We start from the raw sequence: 16,378 nt of genomic DNA, 5'->3' as shown, positions 1-16,378 counted from the left end.
ATTACTGGAGGCCGTAGCCTTTGAGGAAGGCGGCCAAGCCACCGGCGAAGCCATCGCCCTTGGCAGCGAAGCGCCAGTCACCATCCTTCTTGTACAGTTCACCGAAGATGACCGCGGTTTCGGTGGAGTAGTCTTCGGATAGGTCGTAGCGTGCGACCGGCTCGTCGTTACCATCCTTGAGGATGCGTACGAAAGCGTTATTGACCATGCCGAAGTTCTGGCCGCGGGCATCCGCTTCGTGGATGGTAACGACAAGCACGATCTTCGCGATGTCGGCATTGAGCTGGGTCAGGTCGACCGTGATGGTCTCGTCATCGCCGTCGCCTTCGCCGGTGCGGTTGTCGCCGGAAGAAGCGACGCCGCCGCAAGGAGACGCAAGCTGGCCGTAGAACACCAGGGAACTGGTGCCGCCGACGGGCTGATCATTGGCGTCCAGCAGGAGTGCAGAGGCGTCCAGGTCGAAGTCGGCGCCATCCGTGATGCGAGTGTCCCAGCCCATGCCGAGGGTGAATTTCGTGGCGCCGGGGGCTTCCTTGGACAGGTTGATGCGGCTGCCCTTGCTCAGATCGATCATGTAACGCTCCTTTAGTGCGATAAACGGGATAGCACCTGGCAAAGAGGCACTGGCAAATGCCCGTCGGGTACTTGCCAATGCCCCCCGAAGGGGGCACCGGATGCCTAGTTGTTGTTGCTAACGCTCTCTTCCTTGGCCGGAAACACCAGGCTTAACAGGACGCCTCCGAGGATCAATGCCAGTACCACGAACAGGCTGACCTGATGGTCGATGTGGTAGATGCCCAGCGCCGAGCTTGCCAGCTTCGCGGCGATAAACACCAGTACCAGCGCGACAGCCTTCTCCAGGTAGACGAGATACTTGGCGGCGGCGGCCAGCATGAAGTACAGGTTACGCAGCCCGAGGATCGCGAAGATCACCGAGGCGTAGACGAGGAAGGGCTCCTGCGTGACGGCAATGATGGCCGGCACGCTGTCAAAGCTGAAGATGATGTCGGAGATCTCGATGCACATCAGACACAGCAACATGGGGGTGGCATAGAAGGCCGCCCGCTTTGGCAGCTCGAAGCCTTCGCGTTCGGCGACCTCATAAGCCTTGTCCTTGCGCACCAGGAAATGCTTGCCGACCAGTCGTGGGATCACCGGCACGATGCGGCGAGTCAACCGAACGGACCAGTGATCGGAGTAATCCTCGGACGCTTCGTCATCGGCGTTGCCGATGAACATCTTGACACCGGTCCACAGGACGATGGCGGCGAACAGGACTTCGATCCAGTGGGAAAGGCCGAACACTGCAGTGCCCGCGGCGACGAAGATGGCGCGGAAGATCAAGGCGCCAGCAATACCGTAGTAAAGGATCCGGTGCTGGAGGATTCCCTTGATGTTGAAGCTCGCGAAGATTGCCACGAATACCATCATGTTATCGATCGAAAGTGCTTTTTCGAGCACATAACCCGACAGGAAAAGGCTCGCGGCTTCCGGCGAATAGCGAAGGTTCAGATAGCCATAGAAGGCCAATGCCAGGGCGATCCAGAAGACCGACCAGGCGGCGGCGTTCTTGAAGGTGACTTCTTCGGCATTGCGATGCGAGAACAGGTCGAGCCACACCGATGCCACGACGGCGATCGCCAGAATGACGACCGCCTCGACGGGAAAGCCAAAGTCCATGTAGTGAGCGTCTCTTTACAGGCCGAATTCTGCCGGATCGAGACCCAGCTCCTTGGCGATCTTGGAGGCTTGAGCCTGCTCCTGAGCATCGAAGTCGCCGTCCGCACCGCCGATGGCGATTGCCAGGCGTACCACCATGCGTGCCTGGTCCGGGTTTTTCCGGACCTTGCCGATGTCGCTCATGGCGGTGATTTCGGCGATATCGACATCCGTGTCGGGATTGTCGGCGTCCAAGGCATCCAGATAATTCTTGAAACGCTTGGCAACTTCGCTGGGGTCGAAGACACTGAGCGCATCGTGGGCGCGCACGAAAGCGATCGCCTTCTGCTTTTCCTCGCGGCTGATGGTGCCATCGGCAACGGTGATCATGGCACTGGCTGCCATGGCGGCATTCAGGAAGCTGTCGTTCTTGAATTTCTGGGCGTCTGCCTTGAGCGACGAGAAGGATTCACGGGCTTTCGCAACGATGGAATTGAGCATGCTTACCTCTAATGATAGCGTATGATGAGCGGTTATTTCAGCGTAGGTTACTAAAAATCATTGTCGTTTCAATGGATATCCTGTCGTTTCCGCTGCCCCATGTGGATGGTTTTTGACAGCGTGTCAAAAAACTCTTGCCTTTCTCGGATGCCTGTGGGGCGAATGGAAAAGCCTTGTGCGACAGAAGGTTATAAGTCGCAGGCCGAAAGATGCGTTACGGCTTGCTGCCTCCAAGATACCCGGAGTGTCAATGAGGTTGCAGGAAGGGACATCAATTTAACCATGAAGTTCCTTGCTTTCCAGTGCTCTTTACTACCTTCTTGCAGCGGCGGTCAAGCGTGTAAGACATTTGCCATTGCTTTTGTAAGTGATCGCCGACAATGGGGGTGGTTGTGAGGTCGGCTCGACGTTTCTCTAGCCACATCATGAGACTTTTGCCATTGTCGACGCTGGCGATCCCTGCGAATGCTGGTATGGCCAGTCGCCCTGCCGTCAGCGGCTGCGCCGAAATCGCGGTATGACCGTCGGCAATTGCCTTAACCGAGGATGTAGTAAGCAATGAGTACCCCTCTCGTCGCTGGCCAGAATGCCAAGCTTTCGACGTCGCAGCTGACGTTGCAGTTCAATGTCGACCATGCATCGTCCATCGACCTGGATGCCTCGGCGATCCTGCTCGCCAAGACTGGCAAGGTGTCGTCCGATGTCGATTTCGTCTTCTTCAATCAGCCACGTCATGCCTCCGGTGCGGTGTCGCAGGAAGACGGGTCAACGTTTAGCGTCGACTTGAGCAAGGTGCCGCCGCACCTGGAGCGCATCGCCTTCGTCCTGACCGTCGAGCAAGGCCTGTCCGCACTGGCCGGCGGCTACAGCTTTCGGCTCTTCGGCGCAGGCGACGACTTCACGTTCGGCGGCCAAGGCGCCGGCCGTCCCGAGAAATCCCTGATCGTCTGCGAATTGTATCGTCGCAATGATGAATGGAAGGTGAAAGTGGTCGACCAGGGGTTTGCCGGCGGCATGGCGCCACTCGCCGAACACTTTGGCGTCGAGGTCGAGGGTGGCGCCGGCCAGGCCACGCCTCGTGAGACGCCGTCAGCGGCCAAGCCCGGTCCCGAGGCCAAGAAGTCGATCAATCTCAGTAAGATAACCCTGGACAAGAAGGGCGACACGATATCGCTGGAAAAGACGTCGAGCTCTTTCGGCAAGATCCACGTCAACCTGAACTGGAACCCGGGCGGCGGTGGCGGCGCCAAGAAAGGCTTGCTGGGCTCGCTACTGGGTGGCGGCAAGTCGGGGGGCATCGATCTGGACCTGGGGTGCATGTACGAGTTTCGCGATGGCACCAAGGGCATCGTGCAGGCCCTCGGCCGGCATTTCGGTAGCCTCGACAGTGCTCCCTACATCTTCCTGGATGGCGACGATCGAACGGGGGCGGTGAATGCCGGCGAAAACCTCTATATCAATGGCAAGCACTGGAGCGACGTCAAGCGTGTGATGATCTTCGCCTTCATCTACGAGGGTGTGCCCAACTGGGCCCAGACCGATGGCCGTGTCGTGATCAAGACGCCCGATCAACCGGAAATCGAGATCCGCATGGATGCCAGTGGCAGCCAGCAGAACTTCTGCGTGATCGCAATGCTGGAAAATCGAGACGGCGCGTTGCACATCTCCAAGGAAGTGAATTACTTCGCGGGCCACCAGGTCGCGGACAAGCAGTACGGCTTCGGCTTCCGCTGGAAGGCGGGTCGGAAGTAGACCGCGGCGGCGGGAACGTCTGATGGGCCTGCCATGCTCCTATCATGCCTGGTGGGTCGCGTCCCGAGCGGTCTCGGGGAATCGGCGACGTCGGCCCACCATCGCGCACTACCGACACTAACCGTCACGAGGAATCCATGAGACGACTGCCCGTGTACCTTGTCCTCGACAAGTCCTATTCCATGGCCGGTGAGCCGATCGATGCCGTCAACCAGGGGCTGCAGGCGCTTGTCGACATGTTGCGACAAGACCCTTTCGCCCTGGAGACGGTGCATCTCTCGGTCATCGAGTTCAGCTCGAAAGCCGAGCATACCGTGGGGTTGTCCGACCTGATGACCTTCCAGCCGCCCACGCTCCGTCCGGATGGTTCGACGTCCCTTGGCGCCGCGTTGACGCTGACCGCCGAGGGAATCCGCCGGGAGGTCAAGACAGCGACCCGTGATGCCAAGGGTGACTGGCGCCCGCTGGTATTCGTGTTCACCGATGGCGTTGCCAATGATGACCTGGAGGCCGGTGTCCAGGCCATGAAGAACGTCAGCGTGGCCAAGGTGGTTGGCTGCGCGGCGGGTGCCGAGGCCGACGTGGCGGATCTGCAGCGGTTCGCCACGGATGTGGTTCGGTTGGACAGTAACGACGCCGAGTCGATCCGCGCTTTCTTCGCCTGGGTGTCGGCAAGCGTCTCGATGACCAGCCAGTCCGTGGAGTCCGGCGGCGGCGATGGCGTTGCGGAACTGCCGCCGCCGCCTCGAGAAATCAATGTCATCGACCTGCACAAAGATTGAGGCCAGGAGTCACCATGGATCGTCGACTACCCATTTATTTGCTCATCGACTCGTCGGGCTCCATGCGCGGCGAGCCCATTCAGTCGGTCAACGTTGGGCTGGCAGCGATGCTGACGGCCCTGCGCCAGGATCCCTATGCGCTGGAGACCGTGTACCTTTCGGTCATTACCTTCGATCATCAGGTGAAGGAGCTGCTCCCCCTGCAGCCGTTGGCCGACGCCCAGGTCGAGGACATCGAGCTGCCCCGTTCCGGAGCGACCCATATGGGGGAAGGTCTCGACAAGGTTTGCGATTGTGTGGAGCGGGACGTCATCACTTCGACCGCCGAGCAGAAGGGCGACTTTCGACCGATGCTGTTCGTCATGACCGATGGCGCACCGTCGGACCTGATGGACTTCGAGGCGGCGGTAAAGCGTATCAAGGGGATGAAGTTCTCGGAGATCATCGCCTGTGCCGCGGGCCCCAAGGCCAAGCAGGAGCATCTGAAGAAGTTCGCGACCAAGACGGTGAGTCTCGAGACCATGGACAGTGCCGGTTTCGCCACGTACTTCCAGTGGGTTTCGGCCTCCATCGCGGCTAACGCCAGCGGCCAGCAGCATGGTGCTGACGATGACATCACCTTGCCGCCGCCGCCCGACGAAGTTCAGGTTGTCTTGTAACGCGAGGCCGTGATGCGACGTTTACCGATTTTCTTCGTGCTCGATGTCTCGGAGTCCATGGCTGGCGAGCCACTGGTTCAGTTGCAGGCTGCCATGGAGTCGATCGTCGAGCAGCTTCGTCAGGATCCCAACGCCCTGGAGACTGTGTACATCTCGGTGATCGCCTTCGCCGGGAAGGCGGGCATGGTGGTGCCATTGGTCGAGTTGATGAGCTTCTATCCGCCGCGCTTGCCCCTGGGGGGCGGCACGGCGCTGGGCGAGGCGCTCGATGAGTTGATGACGCGTATCGAGATCGATGTCAAGAAGACCACGCCCGATCGACGAGGTGACTGGGAGCCGGTTGTCTACCTGCTGACCGATGGCCGTCCGACCGATCGTACCGAGGCGGCGATTCGTCGTTGGCGCCAGCAGTATGCCAGTCGTGCCCACCTGATTGCCGTGACCCTGGGCGGCGCCGCCGATGCCCGGATACTCAAGCAGCTCACCGATGATGTCGTGGCCCTGGGGGCCGGTGGTGACGATGATCTGAGCCGCTTCGCGCGATGGGTTTCCGCGTCGGTCGCCGCTCAGAGTCAGGCACTCGACATGGGCCAGAGCGCACCGGGTATTTCACTGGCCAAGGCCGAGGAGGTGGGGATCAGCCTGGTCAAGGATGGCGATGCGGCGCCAGTCGACGACCAGGTCGTCGTCTTTACCGGGCGTTGCCATCGCAGCCGGAAGCCGTACCTGCTCAAGTACAACGCCATATCGGTGCCAGGGGGCTTCGGTGGGCCTGCAGGGCAGGGCGTCTACGGACTCGAGGGTGTCTATCCGTTGAGCGAAACGTATTTCGAATGGAGTGCTGAAGGGGGGAGTGCCGCGACGGTTAGCAGCGATCAGCTCGAGGGCGTGCCGCCGTGTCCGCATTGCGCAGCGGCCACGTCGTTTGCGATGTGCCGTTGTGGCAGGTTGATGTGCTGCAACGGGCCCGGGGTGCAGACCTGCCCCTGGTGTGATGCCTCCATCGAGTTCGGCGACGGTGGTGGTAGCCGTTTCGATATCGGCAGGGGGCAAGGGTGAGGCGGTCGCAAGCGTATTACACCCGCGTGCTCTCCAGTTTGATGTACGCGAATCCTCGGCAGCGACTGAAGGATAGCCTGATGGAGCGCGTGATGACCGAGACCGACGCGGCGGAGATGATCGACGCGTTTCGAGAGCAATTGCATGACAAGCTGGCTCGGCACTTTGCCGAGAGCGCCGAGAAGCACCAAGCGCCCGAAGTCCAGCCGGACGGCTTCACGCCGGGCATCGCCATCAGCGAGGAAACCACAGTGTCTGGACATCATGATACCGATTCGGATGATCCGCACGCCGCCGCCTCTCTGCAGCCCGGCGACATTCCGGTATCGTCGAGCCCCCCGCCCGAGCCACCGCCGGTGCCGACCCGCACCGAGAGCCTGCCCAATGGCCGCGTCGGCCAGGTTTACGAGGTCGAGCTCGACGCGGTGATCGACCACCTGCCGTCGCGCCTGGTTCTCGAGGACGATGCCGGCACCGGCCTGACGTTGACCGAGACGCGGTGGCTGCAGGGAAAGCCGACGCTGAGCGGTTCGGTGGTGCTGTCGATGGTGGGAGTCGATAGTCGCGATGAGCCGGTCGAGCGCCTGACACTCAAGCTGGCGCTGATCCCGAGTTCACGGGACCTCTGGCAGAACCGGGCGTCCGACCCGAATGCGCCCTACGCCAAGCCCGACGCCGTGGTCGAACGGCTGGCGGCGGGCGATGGCTGGCGTATGGCCGTGGGATCGCTGCGCGGTCGCTCTCACGCCCATCGTGGCGGTCAGCGGGATGACGAAGGCGTGATCGATCGCACGACATCAGGCTGGAACCTGTTGTTGGTTGGCGATGGCGCGGGTTCCTGTGAATTTTCCCGACAAGGTAGCCTGCTGGCGACGACGACCGCTCGCGATACCCTGCTTGCGACTCTCGACGAGAACGCCGGTACCGAGCTGGAGCGGGCCGTGTTGACGTGGTGGGCGGAGGGTGATCGTTCGCGAATGCCGCAAGCGCTGGTGATCCCCCTGCAGGAGACCATCATTACCGCCGTACATCGGGGGCACCGGGCGATCCACGACGAAGCCGAGGCCTCCGGTCGCCCCCTGAAGGCCTTTTCGACCACCCTGCTGCTGGCGCTGCACAAGCAAACCTCGCAAGGGCACGTGGTGGTGACCTTCGGTATCGGCGATGGGGCGATCGCGGCGCTCTTCGAGGGCTGCCGGGCGACGCTCATGAACAGTGCCGACTCGGGGCAGCATGCCGGGCAGACCCGCTTTCTCGATGCCCCGTTGTTTCAGGAGGGTCAGAGCCTCTATCAGCGCGTCAAGGTCGGCGTATTCGAAACCCTGGACGCACTGATTCTGGCGACCGATGGCGTGACCGATCCCAAGTTCGATTCCGATAATGCCATGCAGGAAGCCGCAGGCTGGTGGTCGCTATACGGAGAACTGGCTCCGGTCCTGGCCGCACCGCGGTGTGAGGAGGAGCGGGACCCGTTGCTCGAGTACCTGGATTTCTTCATCGAGCGTCATCACGACGACCGGACGCTGGCGGTGCTGTATCGGGACGGTCGGGTGGCGAATGCCGACTCGGGAGACGCTACGGATGAGTGAATCGATCATCACCCTGACCGATTCGAACGGCGAGCGGATCGAGTTTCGTGACAAGATCATCGCCAGCGGTGGCATGAAGGATGTCTATGCCAGTCCCGACAAGCGTTATGTGGTGGCGTTCTACCGCAACGCCCTGGATGCGGCAGCGCGTCAGCGTCTGGAAATGATCACCGGCACCTATCGCCAGCGGATTTTCGACGACACCCGGGGCGATTATTGGGAGCAGCTATTCTGCTGGCCCACCGCGACGGTGGAGTACAATGGACGGGTCGGCATCGTGGCGCCTTTCTACAAGGACCACTTCTTCTTCGAGCATGGTTCGTTCAATGGCGACATGCTCAAGATTCAGGGCAAGGACAAGGAAGGCAAGTGGTTCGCGTCACCCAACAACCAGTTCAAGTTTCTCGATGCGCGCGAGCGGGGGAGCTGGCTCAATTACCTGCAGCTTTGCCTGCGTCTGGCACGCGCCGTGCGGCGATTGCACGCGGCGGGGCTGGCGCATAGCGACCTGAGCTACAAGAACGTGCTGCTGGCTCCCACCAAGGGCCAGGTTTGCATCATCGATGTCGACGGGCTCGTGGTGCCCGATCGCTTTCCGCCGGAGGTCGTGGGCACGCCCGACTTCATCGCCCCGGAGTGCGTGGCAAGTAGCCATCTGCCGAAGACCGACCCGAACCGTGCCCTGCCCAGCATCCTGACCGATCGGCATGCGCTGGCCGTGATGGTCTACACCCTGTTGCTGCTGCGGCACCCGCTGCGCGGCAAAAAGGTGCATGCCGAGGACCCCGGCGAGGACGAGCGTCTGACCATGGGGGCCGAGGCGCTGTTCGTCGAGCACCCTGATGATGCCAGCAACCGCATCGATCCCAGCGAGGCCAAACCGACCGAAATGCCGTGGAAGGACCCGAGTCGGCTGCCCTATACCGTGACCGGTCCCTATCTCAAGGCACTGTTCGACCGGGCCTTCATCGAGGGGTTGCACGAGCCTCGCAGCCGGCCCAGTGCCGACGAGTGGGAGGCGGCACTGATCAAGACGGTCGACCTGATTCAACCGTGCCAGAATCGTGACTGCCAGCAAGGCTGGTTCGTCTTCGACAACACCAGGGCGCCACGCTGCCCCTTCTGTGGCACGCCCTATCGGGGGCGACTGCCGGTGATCAATCTTTACTCGAAGCGAGGCGACCGCTACCGGCCGGATAACCATCGGTTGATGGTTTACTCCAATCAGAGTCTCTTTCCCTGGCACATCGATCGAACGATCGTGCCCAACGAGCGACTGGCCGAGAGGCACAAATCGCGTGTCGGTTATTTCGTGCACCACAAGGCACGTTGGTTCCTGGTCAACGAGGGCATGCCGGCGTTGGTGAATGTGGGAACGGGGGAGCCAATACCGGTAGGCGGCAAGGTGGAACTCGCCGACGGACTGCAACTGTTGACCGGGACCTCGTCAGGCAGCCGCCTGCTCTACTTGCAGTTGGTGTAGCGGTAAAGGCCCGGACAAGACGTGACGGCGTCAGGGGGAAGGCGTGCGGGGAGCGCCGTCGTCTTTGGGAATCTCACCGAATCATGCCCGGCAGCGCGCGGGCGGCATGAGTCCGGCGCCAGGCCATGTACGCCTCGGGTGGCAGGGCCGGCGAGATGAGAAACCCCTGTATCTGATCGCAGCCCAGGTCGCTCAATATCTTGTACTGTTCGTCGGTCTCGACGCCTTCGGCGGTGACCGTCAGGCTCAGGGCATGGCCGACCTCGATCATGCATTTCATCAGCGCCCGGGCGCGAGGGTCGCTCTCGAGATCCTGCACGAAGGCACGGTCGATCTTGAGCCCCGAGATCGGCAGGTGGCGCAGGTACTTGAAGGAGGAAAAGCCGGTTCCGAAATCGTCGATGCTGACGCCGGCACCGAAGTCGCGGATTTTCTGAATGACGGCCTTGGCGAAGGCCAGGTCCTGAATCAGCGCCCCTTCGGTGATCTCGACCTCGAGGCGCCGGGGGTCGATACCTTGCGACTCGACCAGCGCCTGCAATCGGTAGAGCAGACTCTCGTCGTAGAGGTTGCGTACCGAGAAATTGATGCTCACGGGCTCGTCATGCTGCATGGCGAAGCGGCAGGCACGTTCGGTCACGTACTCGGTGATCGGCGCGATCAGCGAGGTATCCTCGACCTTGGGCATGAACAGGCCCGGCGCCACCAGACTGCCGTCATCGCTGCGCCATCGCAGCAGGGCTTCACAACCACAGACCCGGCCATCGGCCAGGCGGATCTTGGGTTGATAGTGCAGCTCGAATTCCTCGCGCTCGACGCCGCGCCGCACGCGGGAGATCAACTGGACCGTCTGCAGCGTGCGTCGCTGATAGTCTGGCGAATAGTGACAGTGGCTGCGTTTATGCTCGAGCGCGGCGAGCATGGCCATGCGTGACTCGCGTATCAGGTCGTCGAACAGATTGCCGTCACGCCGGCCGAGGGCGCTGCCCAGGACCAGCTGCGGGCGAATGGGCAGGTCCTGGATGACGATGTTGCGTTCACCGGCCTCGCTCAGTGCCTCGGCGAGTCGGGCAATGTCGGGGCGCCGGATGTCCCTGAACAGCAGCAGCATTTCGGCGTTGCCGTAGCGATAGACGCCCTCGATGGCCGGGAACTCCACCCGAAAGCGTGTGCCCAGGGCGGTGACCAGGGCGTCCGTGGCATCCGCCCCCAGGGCCTCGAGCACGTCGGTGATGTCGGTGATGCGAACCAGAAAGAGGGCCATCGAGGCACGCTGCTCGGCGGGCGCGAGGACATCGCACGACAGCGACTCCTCCAGGGCGACCAGGTTGAGCAGGCCGGAGCGGGGATCGTGGCGCAAGACCATCTCGCGCAGTCGATTGGCCTCTTCCAGCATCTTGAAGAGCCACCCGGTGAAACCGCCGATCGCCAGATACAGGCTCAGCCGGACCAGATAGTTGCTGATGGGTTGTGTCGTCCCGGTGGCCACCTCGAGCGGCAGGCACGCCAACAGGGAGGCGGCGACGAAGGCGGCCGTCAGGCCGCCGTAGACGTGATACCAGGCGGCGCTCAGGATCACCGGAATCAGCATCAGGTACGGATAGGCGTAAGCCGTGCCGCCGGTCGCATAGACGATCAGGCACCCCAGGCCCATCAGGCAGGCCAGCACGCCGAGACATCGCAGATGCCGGCCCGCCCTGCCCCTGGGATACAACGGAATGAACCGTTGCCACGGCAGTCCCTTGGCGATATCGGATCGCATAATGTCCCCTGCCGTTGTCATTATTGGAGCCCTCGATTTTCATGAGGGTTGTAGACAACATAGTGGGGCGACAATGGGTTGGCAACGCATGGCGAATCCCAGCCGGTGCGGCCGAGATTCATTCGCCCGTCACTGTCGGTGTAAGGGCTTGTCCCTCTGACCGGGAAGCATGGAAGGTTTCAAGACGCCTCGATCTCAGGGCCCGCCGGCGATCAGCGCCGGGGGGAGGACGAGCGCCTGATGGTCACAGGCGAGGTAGTCGCCGTTGAAATCGGCCATGCACTCGAGGCGTCGCGGGTCGAGAATCACCATGTGGAAGTGCTGGCGGCGTACCAGCCCCAGGCAGGCCAGGGCAGTGAAGGTGCGGCTGACGTGAACCGTGCTCATGCCCAGGGCATCGGCCAGATCCTGCTGTGACAACGGCAGCAGAAAACTCTGGGTGGCCGTGTCGTTCATGGCGCCCGACAGCCGGGCGCGGCACTCGCAGAGAAAGTGAGCCAGACGCTCGCGAGCGTTGCGGCGTGCCACGCTCACCAGGCGTTCGGCCAGCATGGCCTGATGCTGGTTGGCGATGGCGAAGAGCGCGGTCTTGAGCCGTTCCGAGCGTTCGAAGAGCTCGAAAACGCGAGTGTAGGGATACTCGCTGACCTGGCCGTCGGTCAGCATGGAGACGTCGTTGCGCCGTTCGCCGGTGACCAGTTCGAAGATACCCAGGATGTCGCCGGGCAGGAAGACTTCCAGCAACTGGCGACTGCCGTCGGGCAGATAACGGGCCGAACAGGCCCAGCCTTCGCTGAGGACCAGCAGGGTGTCCGCCGGATCGCCTTCGTGCCACAGCCAGTCTCCCGCCGCCACCGGCCGGGAGTCGCGCTCCAGTTCGCTCAGCAGAGCGGTTTCTGCCTCGCTCAGCGAGACGAAATGCCCGAAACGCTTCAACATGTGACTGCTCACGTGTCGCACGCACTCTCCTAATCAGCAGTCCTGCAAAAAGCGCAAAAGAAACCATGATCGGTAGCTTCCCTGCGATAACGTAGGTTTACTTTCGCATGGGTTGTGCCAAAGGTTGCGTGCTTGGGGCGCGATGTGAGAAGCCCCTCGACAGCGGGCCGGGATGACCTCGCCCCGGTCGATTACCGACTTGGACAGGCGAGTCGGCATCGGGTTCGACGCGGCAGGCGAGCCCCGGGCGGGAGGTCGAGCCGTACGGCGGGGCCCAGCCGGGGGCCGTTGCGGCGGCGATGCGCGTGCGCCAGGGCGGGTGGTTGCAAGATAGGGGGAATCTTCTAGGATACGTACCCGCTGAGGCATCAAAGGATCCCTATCGACAAGCCAGCGAATCGATCGTCATAGGACTGGATCTGAACCTGATCACAAACTTCGGAGGTGATTGGATGTCAGTACAGACCGCATCCCGCAGCCGTGCCGCCACGGCATCCCAGCGACGTGACCACTACCCCACCCGGCTGTCCCGGCGCCCCGAGACGCTCTGGATCCCGCGCCAGGAAGGCGTGGTCCGGGGCCGGGCCGAAGACGGCCCCCTGGGCCCGGACGAGCTCGACCGCTTCGAGCGCGACGGTTTCCTGTTCGAGCCCGGTTTTCTCTCTGCCGAGGAAGTCGCCGAGCTGCGCGCCGAACTCAAGGCGCTGCTCGACAACGACGACTTCCGTGGCAAGGACTTCAGCATCACCGAGCCCGACAGCCAGGAAATCCGCTCGCTGTTCGCGGTGCACTTCCTGTCGCAGCGTTTCGCCCAGTTGGCGCGTGACGCGCGTCTCACCGGTCGCGTGCGCCAGATACTCGGCGGCAATGCCTATGTGCATCAGTCGCGCATCAACTACAAGCCGGGCTTTCACGGCAAGGGCTTCAACTGGCACTCGGACTTCGAAACCTGGCACGCCGAGGACGGCATGCCGGCGATGCACGCGGTGAGCGCCTCGATCGTGCTGACCGACAACCATCACTTCAACGGTCCGCTGATGCTGATCCCCGGCTCGCACAAGGTCTTCGTGCCCTGCCTGGGCGAGACGCCGGACGATCATCACAAGCAGTCGCTGAAGACCCAGGAGTTCGGCGTGCCCGGCACTGACGCGCTGGAGCGGTTGATCGATGCCAACGGCATCGCGTCGCCCACCGGAGCGGCCGGCGGCCTGCTGCTGTTCGACTGCAACACCCTGCACGGCTCGAACGCCAACATGTCCCCCGACCCGCGCAGCAACGTGTTCTTCGTCTACAACCGCTGGGACAACGCCTGTGTCGAGCCCTATGGCGCACGCCGCAAGCGCCCGGCGTTCCTCGCCCATCGCCCCGAGGAGACCTGGCGTCCCTAGTGACGCCGAGCCACCGGCCTCACGACGAGGCAGCGACAGGCCAACGGCCCCGACAGCGGGGCCGTTGCCGTTCGTGCACCCGGCTAGGGTAGACTGCGGGTTCCATGATCGTTACAGGGAGCCAGGCCATGGCCTTCACCGCGCACTTTACCGACGGCAAGCCCTTCGCCGAACCGCTGGGCAAGATCGTTTGCGTCGGGCGCAATTATGCCGAGCACGCCCGCGAGCTCGACAACCCGGTACCCAGCGAGCCGCTGCTGTTCATCAAGCCGTCGACGGCCGCCGTGAGCCTGGATGCGCCGCTCGAGGCGCCGTTCGCCCACGGTGAGGTGCACTTCGAGACCGAGCTGGCGCTGCTGATCGGCGAGCGGCTGACGGCGGCGACACCCGCCCAGGCCGCCCGGGCGGTGGCGGGGCTGGGGCTGGGGCTGGACCTGACCCGGCGCGACGTGCAGTCGCGGCTCAAGGAGAAGGGCCACCCGTGGGAGATCGCCAAGGCCTTCGATGCCGCCTGCCCGCTGTCGGCCTTTGCCGCCGTCGAGGGCGAACCGGACTGGCAGAGCCTGCACTTCACGCTGGACATCGACGACGAGCGTCGCCAGACCGGGGACAGCCGCGACATGCTGTTCGCCATCCCCGAACTGCTCGCCGAGATGAGCCGCCACTTCACGCTCGAACCCGGCGACGTGGTACTCACCGGCACCCCCGCCGGGGTCGGCGTGCTGCCCCGGGGGGCCGAGCTGCGCCTGGCGCTGGCGGCCGGGGCGAGCCACGGCGGGGTCGAGGTGACCACGCGCACCGCGCCGTGACGCCGGCTCAGGGCTCACTCCAGGTAGGTATAGCCTTCCAGGCCGGCCGCGAGGTCGTCCATGAAGCGCGCGCGCTCCTCGGCGTCCAGTGAACTGGCCTCGAGCTGGGCATCGAGACGCGCGCGCAGTACCGCGGCGTCGAAATTGACGTAGTGCAGCACGTCGGCGACGCGATCGCCGTGCTGCACGTTGGACAGCCGCCAGCGCCCGTCGGCGTCGAGCGAGGCGTCCACCGAGTCGGTATCGCCGAACAGGTTGTGCAGGTCGCCGAGGATCTCCTGATAGGCGCCGACCAGGAACAGGCCCAGCAGCCGGTCGTCGTCATCGTCCCACTCGGGCAGCGGCAGGGTGGTCTCCAGGCCCTGGCCGTCGACGTAGCGGTCGATGCGACCGTCGGAGTCGCAGGTGATGTCCTGGATCACCCCGCGACGGGTCGTCGGCCGGTCGAGCCCGGTCAGGGGCAGCACCGGGAAGACCTGCTCGATGCCCCACACGTCGGGCAGCGACTGGAACAGCGAGAAGTTGACGAACAGCTTGTCGGCGAGCTTCTCGGCGAGTTCGTCGATGATCTCGCGGTGGGCGCGGTTGCGATTGTCGAGCCGCGAGCGCAGCCGGGCGCAGGCGGCGAAATACACCGCTTCGCCCTCGGCGCGGGCGGTGATGCCGGTCAGGCCCATGACGAAGCGCTCGTGCAGTTCGCCGATCGCCTGGACCAGGTCGTGCCAGGCCTCCATCAGACCGCGCGGATCGACCCGTCGGCACAGCAGGTCGTGGACCCGCCACAACTCGTCGAGCTGCGGGTCGCCCTCGACCTGACGGGGCGGCGGGGCCTCGCTGACGCGCTCCTCGCCGATCACGTTGGTGATCAGTACCGCGTGATGCGCCGTGAGCGCGCGGCCCGACTCGCTGATCAGGTGCGGCTGCGGCAGCCCCTGGTCGTCACAGGCTTGACGGAAGGCGTAGACCACGTTGCGGGCGTACTCGAGCATCGAGTAGTTGGCCGAGCAGAAGCTGCGCGAGCGGGTGCCCTCGTAGTCCACGCCCAGCCCGCCGCCGACGTCGACGGTGTCCACCGGCGCGCCGAGTTCGCGCAGGCTCTGGTAGAAGCGCGCGCACTCGCGCAGGCCGCGCTGGATGTCGCGGATATTGGCGATCTGCGAGCCCAGATGGAAATGCACCAGCTGCAGGCTCGCCAGTGCGCCGGCGCCGCGCAACTGCTCGACGACCTCGAGGATCTGGCTGGTGGTGAGGCCGAACTTGGACTTCTCGCCACCGGTGTTCTGCCAACGCCCGCGGCCCACCGTGGCCAGGCGCGCGCGCAGGCCGATTCGCGGTGTCACGCCCAGTCGCGCGGCCTCCTCGAGGATCAACGGCAGTTCGGAAAGCTTCTCGACCACCAGGTAGACCCGGTGACCGAGGCGCTCGCCCATCAGCGCCAGGCGAATGTATTCGCGATCCTTGTAGCCGTTGCAGACGATCAGCGACGGGCCGTCGCCGGAGAGCGCGAGTACCGCCAGCAGTTCCGGCTTGCTGCCGGCCTCGAGGCCCACGCGGTCGCGGCCGCGTTCGTGCGTGGCGAGAATCTCCTCGACCACGCGGCGCTGCTGGTTGACCTTGATCGGGTAGACCGCCGTGTAGCCGCCATTGAACGCCTCCTCGGCCATGGCGGTGTCGAAGGCCGCGCACAGCTGCTCGACCCGATCGTGGAGGATGTCGGTGAAGCGCACCAGCACCGGCAACTGCAGGCCGGCTCCGCGCAGCTCGTCGACCAGGGCGTCGAGCGGCAGCGCCGGCCCCTCGGCCTCGCTGCCCAGCGGGCGGACGATGGCGTGGCCGTGGTCGTCGACATCGAAGTAGCCGCTGCCCCACTGGTCGATGTTGTAGGTACGGCGTGCCTGCTCGGCAGTGGCGGTCATGGCATTCTCCTCGGCGAGACGGGGCGACCCGATAACGAAACGCGGCGCATTATGCGGCCGCGTGTCCGGTCTGTCAGCGA

The 16,378-nt window shown here is 63.6% G+C and carries 15 protein-coding genes; 8 read left to right on the top strand and 7 right to left on the bottom strand.

Annotated features, from left to right (window positions below; genetic code table 11):
* Position 1 precedes the first annotated feature (1 nt).
* The 4 genes from KGR00_RS18595 to KGR00_RS18580 form a co-directional block, all read right to left on the bottom strand.
* Complete coding sequence (locus KGR00_RS18595; RefSeq protein ID WP_129140465.1) at positions 2-574, bottom strand: TerD family protein; 573 nt, start codon at positions 572-574, stop codon at positions 2-4.
* Between the two features lie 104 nt (positions 575-678).
* On the bottom strand, positions 679-1,680 hold the full coding sequence (locus KGR00_RS18590; protein ID WP_224418765.1) for a TerC/Alx family metal homeostasis membrane protein: 1,002 nt from the start codon (positions 1,678-1,680) through the stop codon (positions 679-681).
* A gap of 15 nt (positions 1,681-1,695) precedes the next feature.
* Entirely contained in the window at positions 1,696-2,160 is a 465-nt protein-coding gene (locus tag KGR00_RS18585) for a TerB family tellurite resistance protein (protein ID WP_129140463.1), read from the bottom strand.
* A 271-nt stretch (positions 2,161-2,431) separates the two neighbouring features.
* The gene (locus tag KGR00_RS18580) at positions 2,432-2,719 is read right to left on the bottom strand and encodes a hypothetical protein (RefSeq protein ID WP_224418766.1); all 288 of its coding nucleotides are present in this window, start codon (positions 2,717-2,719) and stop codon (positions 2,432-2,434) included.
* Between KGR00_RS18580 and KGR00_RS18575 the strand changes: the two genes are divergently transcribed.
* From KGR00_RS18575 to KGR00_RS18550, 6 genes are all read left to right on the top strand, one after another.
* A complete protein-coding gene (locus KGR00_RS18575; RefSeq protein ID WP_224418767.1) occupies positions 2,719-3,912 on the top strand; it encodes a TerD family protein in 1,194 nt (397 codons plus the stop codon). The genes KGR00_RS18580 and KGR00_RS18575 overlap by 1 nt on opposite strands.
* 137 nt (positions 3,913-4,049) lie before the next feature.
* Positions 4,050-4,694 (top strand): VWA domain-containing protein, encoded by a 645-nt coding sequence (locus KGR00_RS18570; protein WP_129140461.1) that lies wholly within the window; start codon positions 4,050-4,052, stop codon positions 4,692-4,694.
* Positions 4,695-4,708: 14 nt separating this feature from the next.
* On the top strand, positions 4,709-5,353 hold the full coding sequence (locus KGR00_RS18565; RefSeq protein ID WP_129140460.1) for a VWA domain-containing protein: 645 nt from the start codon (positions 4,709-4,711) through the stop codon (positions 5,351-5,353).
* Between the two features lie 12 nt (positions 5,354-5,365).
* Positions 5,366-6,412, top strand: a complete 1,047-nt coding sequence (locus tag KGR00_RS18560; protein WP_224418768.1) for a TerY-C metal binding domain-containing protein — start codon at positions 5,366-5,368, stop codon at positions 6,410-6,412.
* Positions 6,413-6,504: 92 nt separating this feature from the next.
* Positions 6,505-8,001 carry a PP2C family serine/threonine-protein phosphatase gene (locus KGR00_RS18555; RefSeq protein ID WP_224418769.1) on the top strand — a complete coding sequence of 499 codons (1,497 nt, stop codon included), beginning with the start codon at positions 6,505-6,507 and terminating at the stop codon, positions 7,999-8,001.
* Positions 7,994-9,484, top strand: coding sequence for a lipopolysaccharide kinase InaA family protein (locus KGR00_RS18550; RefSeq protein ID WP_224418770.1), 1,491 nt, complete (start codon positions 7,994-7,996; stop codon positions 9,482-9,484). Before KGR00_RS18555 ends, KGR00_RS18550 begins: the two co-directional genes overlap by 8 nt.
* A gap of 73 nt (positions 9,485-9,557) precedes the next feature.
* Here KGR00_RS18550 and KGR00_RS18545 read toward each other — a convergent pair whose 3' ends face one another.
* Positions 9,558-11,246: a bifunctional diguanylate cyclase/phosphodiesterase gene (locus KGR00_RS18545; protein WP_224418771.1), complete on the bottom strand. Its 1,689-nt coding sequence runs from the start codon at positions 11,244-11,246 to the stop codon at positions 9,558-9,560.
* A 195-nt stretch (positions 11,247-11,441) separates the two neighbouring features.
* Positions 11,442-12,185 (bottom strand): Crp/Fnr family transcriptional regulator, encoded by a 744-nt coding sequence (locus KGR00_RS18540; protein WP_224418772.1) that lies wholly within the window; start codon positions 12,183-12,185, stop codon positions 11,442-11,444.
* A 452-nt stretch (positions 12,186-12,637) separates the two neighbouring features.
* Between KGR00_RS18540 and thpD the strand changes: the two genes are divergently transcribed.
* Both thpD and KGR00_RS18530 read left to right on the top strand, forming a co-directional pair.
* Positions 12,638-13,573 carry an ectoine hydroxylase gene (gene thpD / locus KGR00_RS18535; RefSeq protein ID WP_224418773.1) on the top strand — a complete coding sequence of 312 codons (936 nt, stop codon included), beginning with the start codon at positions 12,638-12,640 and terminating at the stop codon, positions 13,571-13,573.
* 128 nt (positions 13,574-13,701) lie between these two features.
* Positions 13,702-14,382, top strand: coding sequence for a fumarylacetoacetate hydrolase family protein (locus tag KGR00_RS18530; RefSeq protein ID WP_224418774.1), 681 nt, complete (start codon positions 13,702-13,704; stop codon positions 14,380-14,382).
* A 14-nt stretch (positions 14,383-14,396) separates the two neighbouring features.
* On the opposite strand, the gene speA is transcribed toward KGR00_RS18530, so the two are convergent.
* Positions 14,397-16,298: a biosynthetic arginine decarboxylase gene (speA, locus tag KGR00_RS18525; RefSeq protein WP_129140452.1), complete on the bottom strand. Its 1,902-nt coding sequence runs from the start codon at positions 16,296-16,298 to the stop codon at positions 14,397-14,399.
* Between the last annotated feature and the right edge of the window lie 80 nt (positions 16,299-16,378).

This window comes from Modicisalibacter sp. MOD 31.J (assembly GCF_020147985.1).
Lineage (GTDB): Bacteria > Pseudomonadota > Gammaproteobacteria > Pseudomonadales > Halomonadaceae > Modicisalibacter > Modicisalibacter coralii.
This window is presented reverse-complemented; position numbering and strand designations above follow the sequence as displayed.

Coding starts and splice junctions, on each gene's coding strand:
- KGR00_RS18595 (WP_129140465.1), bottom strand. CDS start 574: ATGATCGATCTGAGCAAGGGCAGCCGCATCAACCTGTCCAAGGAAGCC.
- KGR00_RS18590 (WP_224418765.1), bottom strand. CDS start 1,680: ATGGACTTTGGCTTTCCCGTCGAGGCGGTCGTCATTCTGGCGATCGCC.
- KGR00_RS18585 (WP_129140463.1), bottom strand. CDS start 2,160: ATGCTCAATTCCATCGTTGCGAAAGCCCGTGAATCCTTCTCGTCGCTC.
- KGR00_RS18575 (WP_224418767.1), top strand. CDS start 2,719: ATGAGTACCCCTCTCGTCGCTGGCCAGAATGCCAAGCTTTCGACGTCG.
- KGR00_RS18570 (WP_129140461.1), top strand. CDS start 4,050: ATGAGACGACTGCCCGTGTACCTTGTCCTCGACAAGTCCTATTCCATG.
- KGR00_RS18565 (WP_129140460.1), top strand. CDS start 4,709: ATGGATCGTCGACTACCCATTTATTTGCTCATCGACTCGTCGGGCTCC.
- KGR00_RS18560 (WP_224418768.1), top strand. CDS start 5,366: ATGCGACGTTTACCGATTTTCTTCGTGCTCGATGTCTCGGAGTCCATG.
- KGR00_RS18555 (WP_224418769.1), top strand. CDS start 6,505: ATGACCGAGACCGACGCGGCGGAGATGATCGACGCGTTTCGAGAGCAA.
- KGR00_RS18550 (WP_224418770.1), top strand. CDS start 7,994: ATGAGTGAATCGATCATCACCCTGACCGATTCGAACGGCGAGCGGATC.
- KGR00_RS18545 (WP_224418771.1), bottom strand. CDS start 11,246: ATGCGATCCGATATCGCCAAGGGACTGCCGTGGCAACGGTTCATTCCG.
- KGR00_RS18540 (WP_224418772.1), bottom strand. CDS start 12,185: ATGTTGAAGCGTTTCGGGCATTTCGTCTCGCTGAGCGAGGCAGAAACC.
- thpD (WP_224418773.1), top strand. CDS start 12,638: ATGTCAGTACAGACCGCATCCCGCAGCCGTGCCGCCACGGCATCCCAG.
- KGR00_RS18530 (WP_224418774.1), top strand. CDS start 13,702: ATGGCCTTCACCGCGCACTTTACCGACGGCAAGCCCTTCGCCGAACCG.
- speA (WP_129140452.1), bottom strand. CDS start 16,298: ATGACCGCCACTGCCGAGCAGGCACGCCGTACCTACAACATCGACCAG.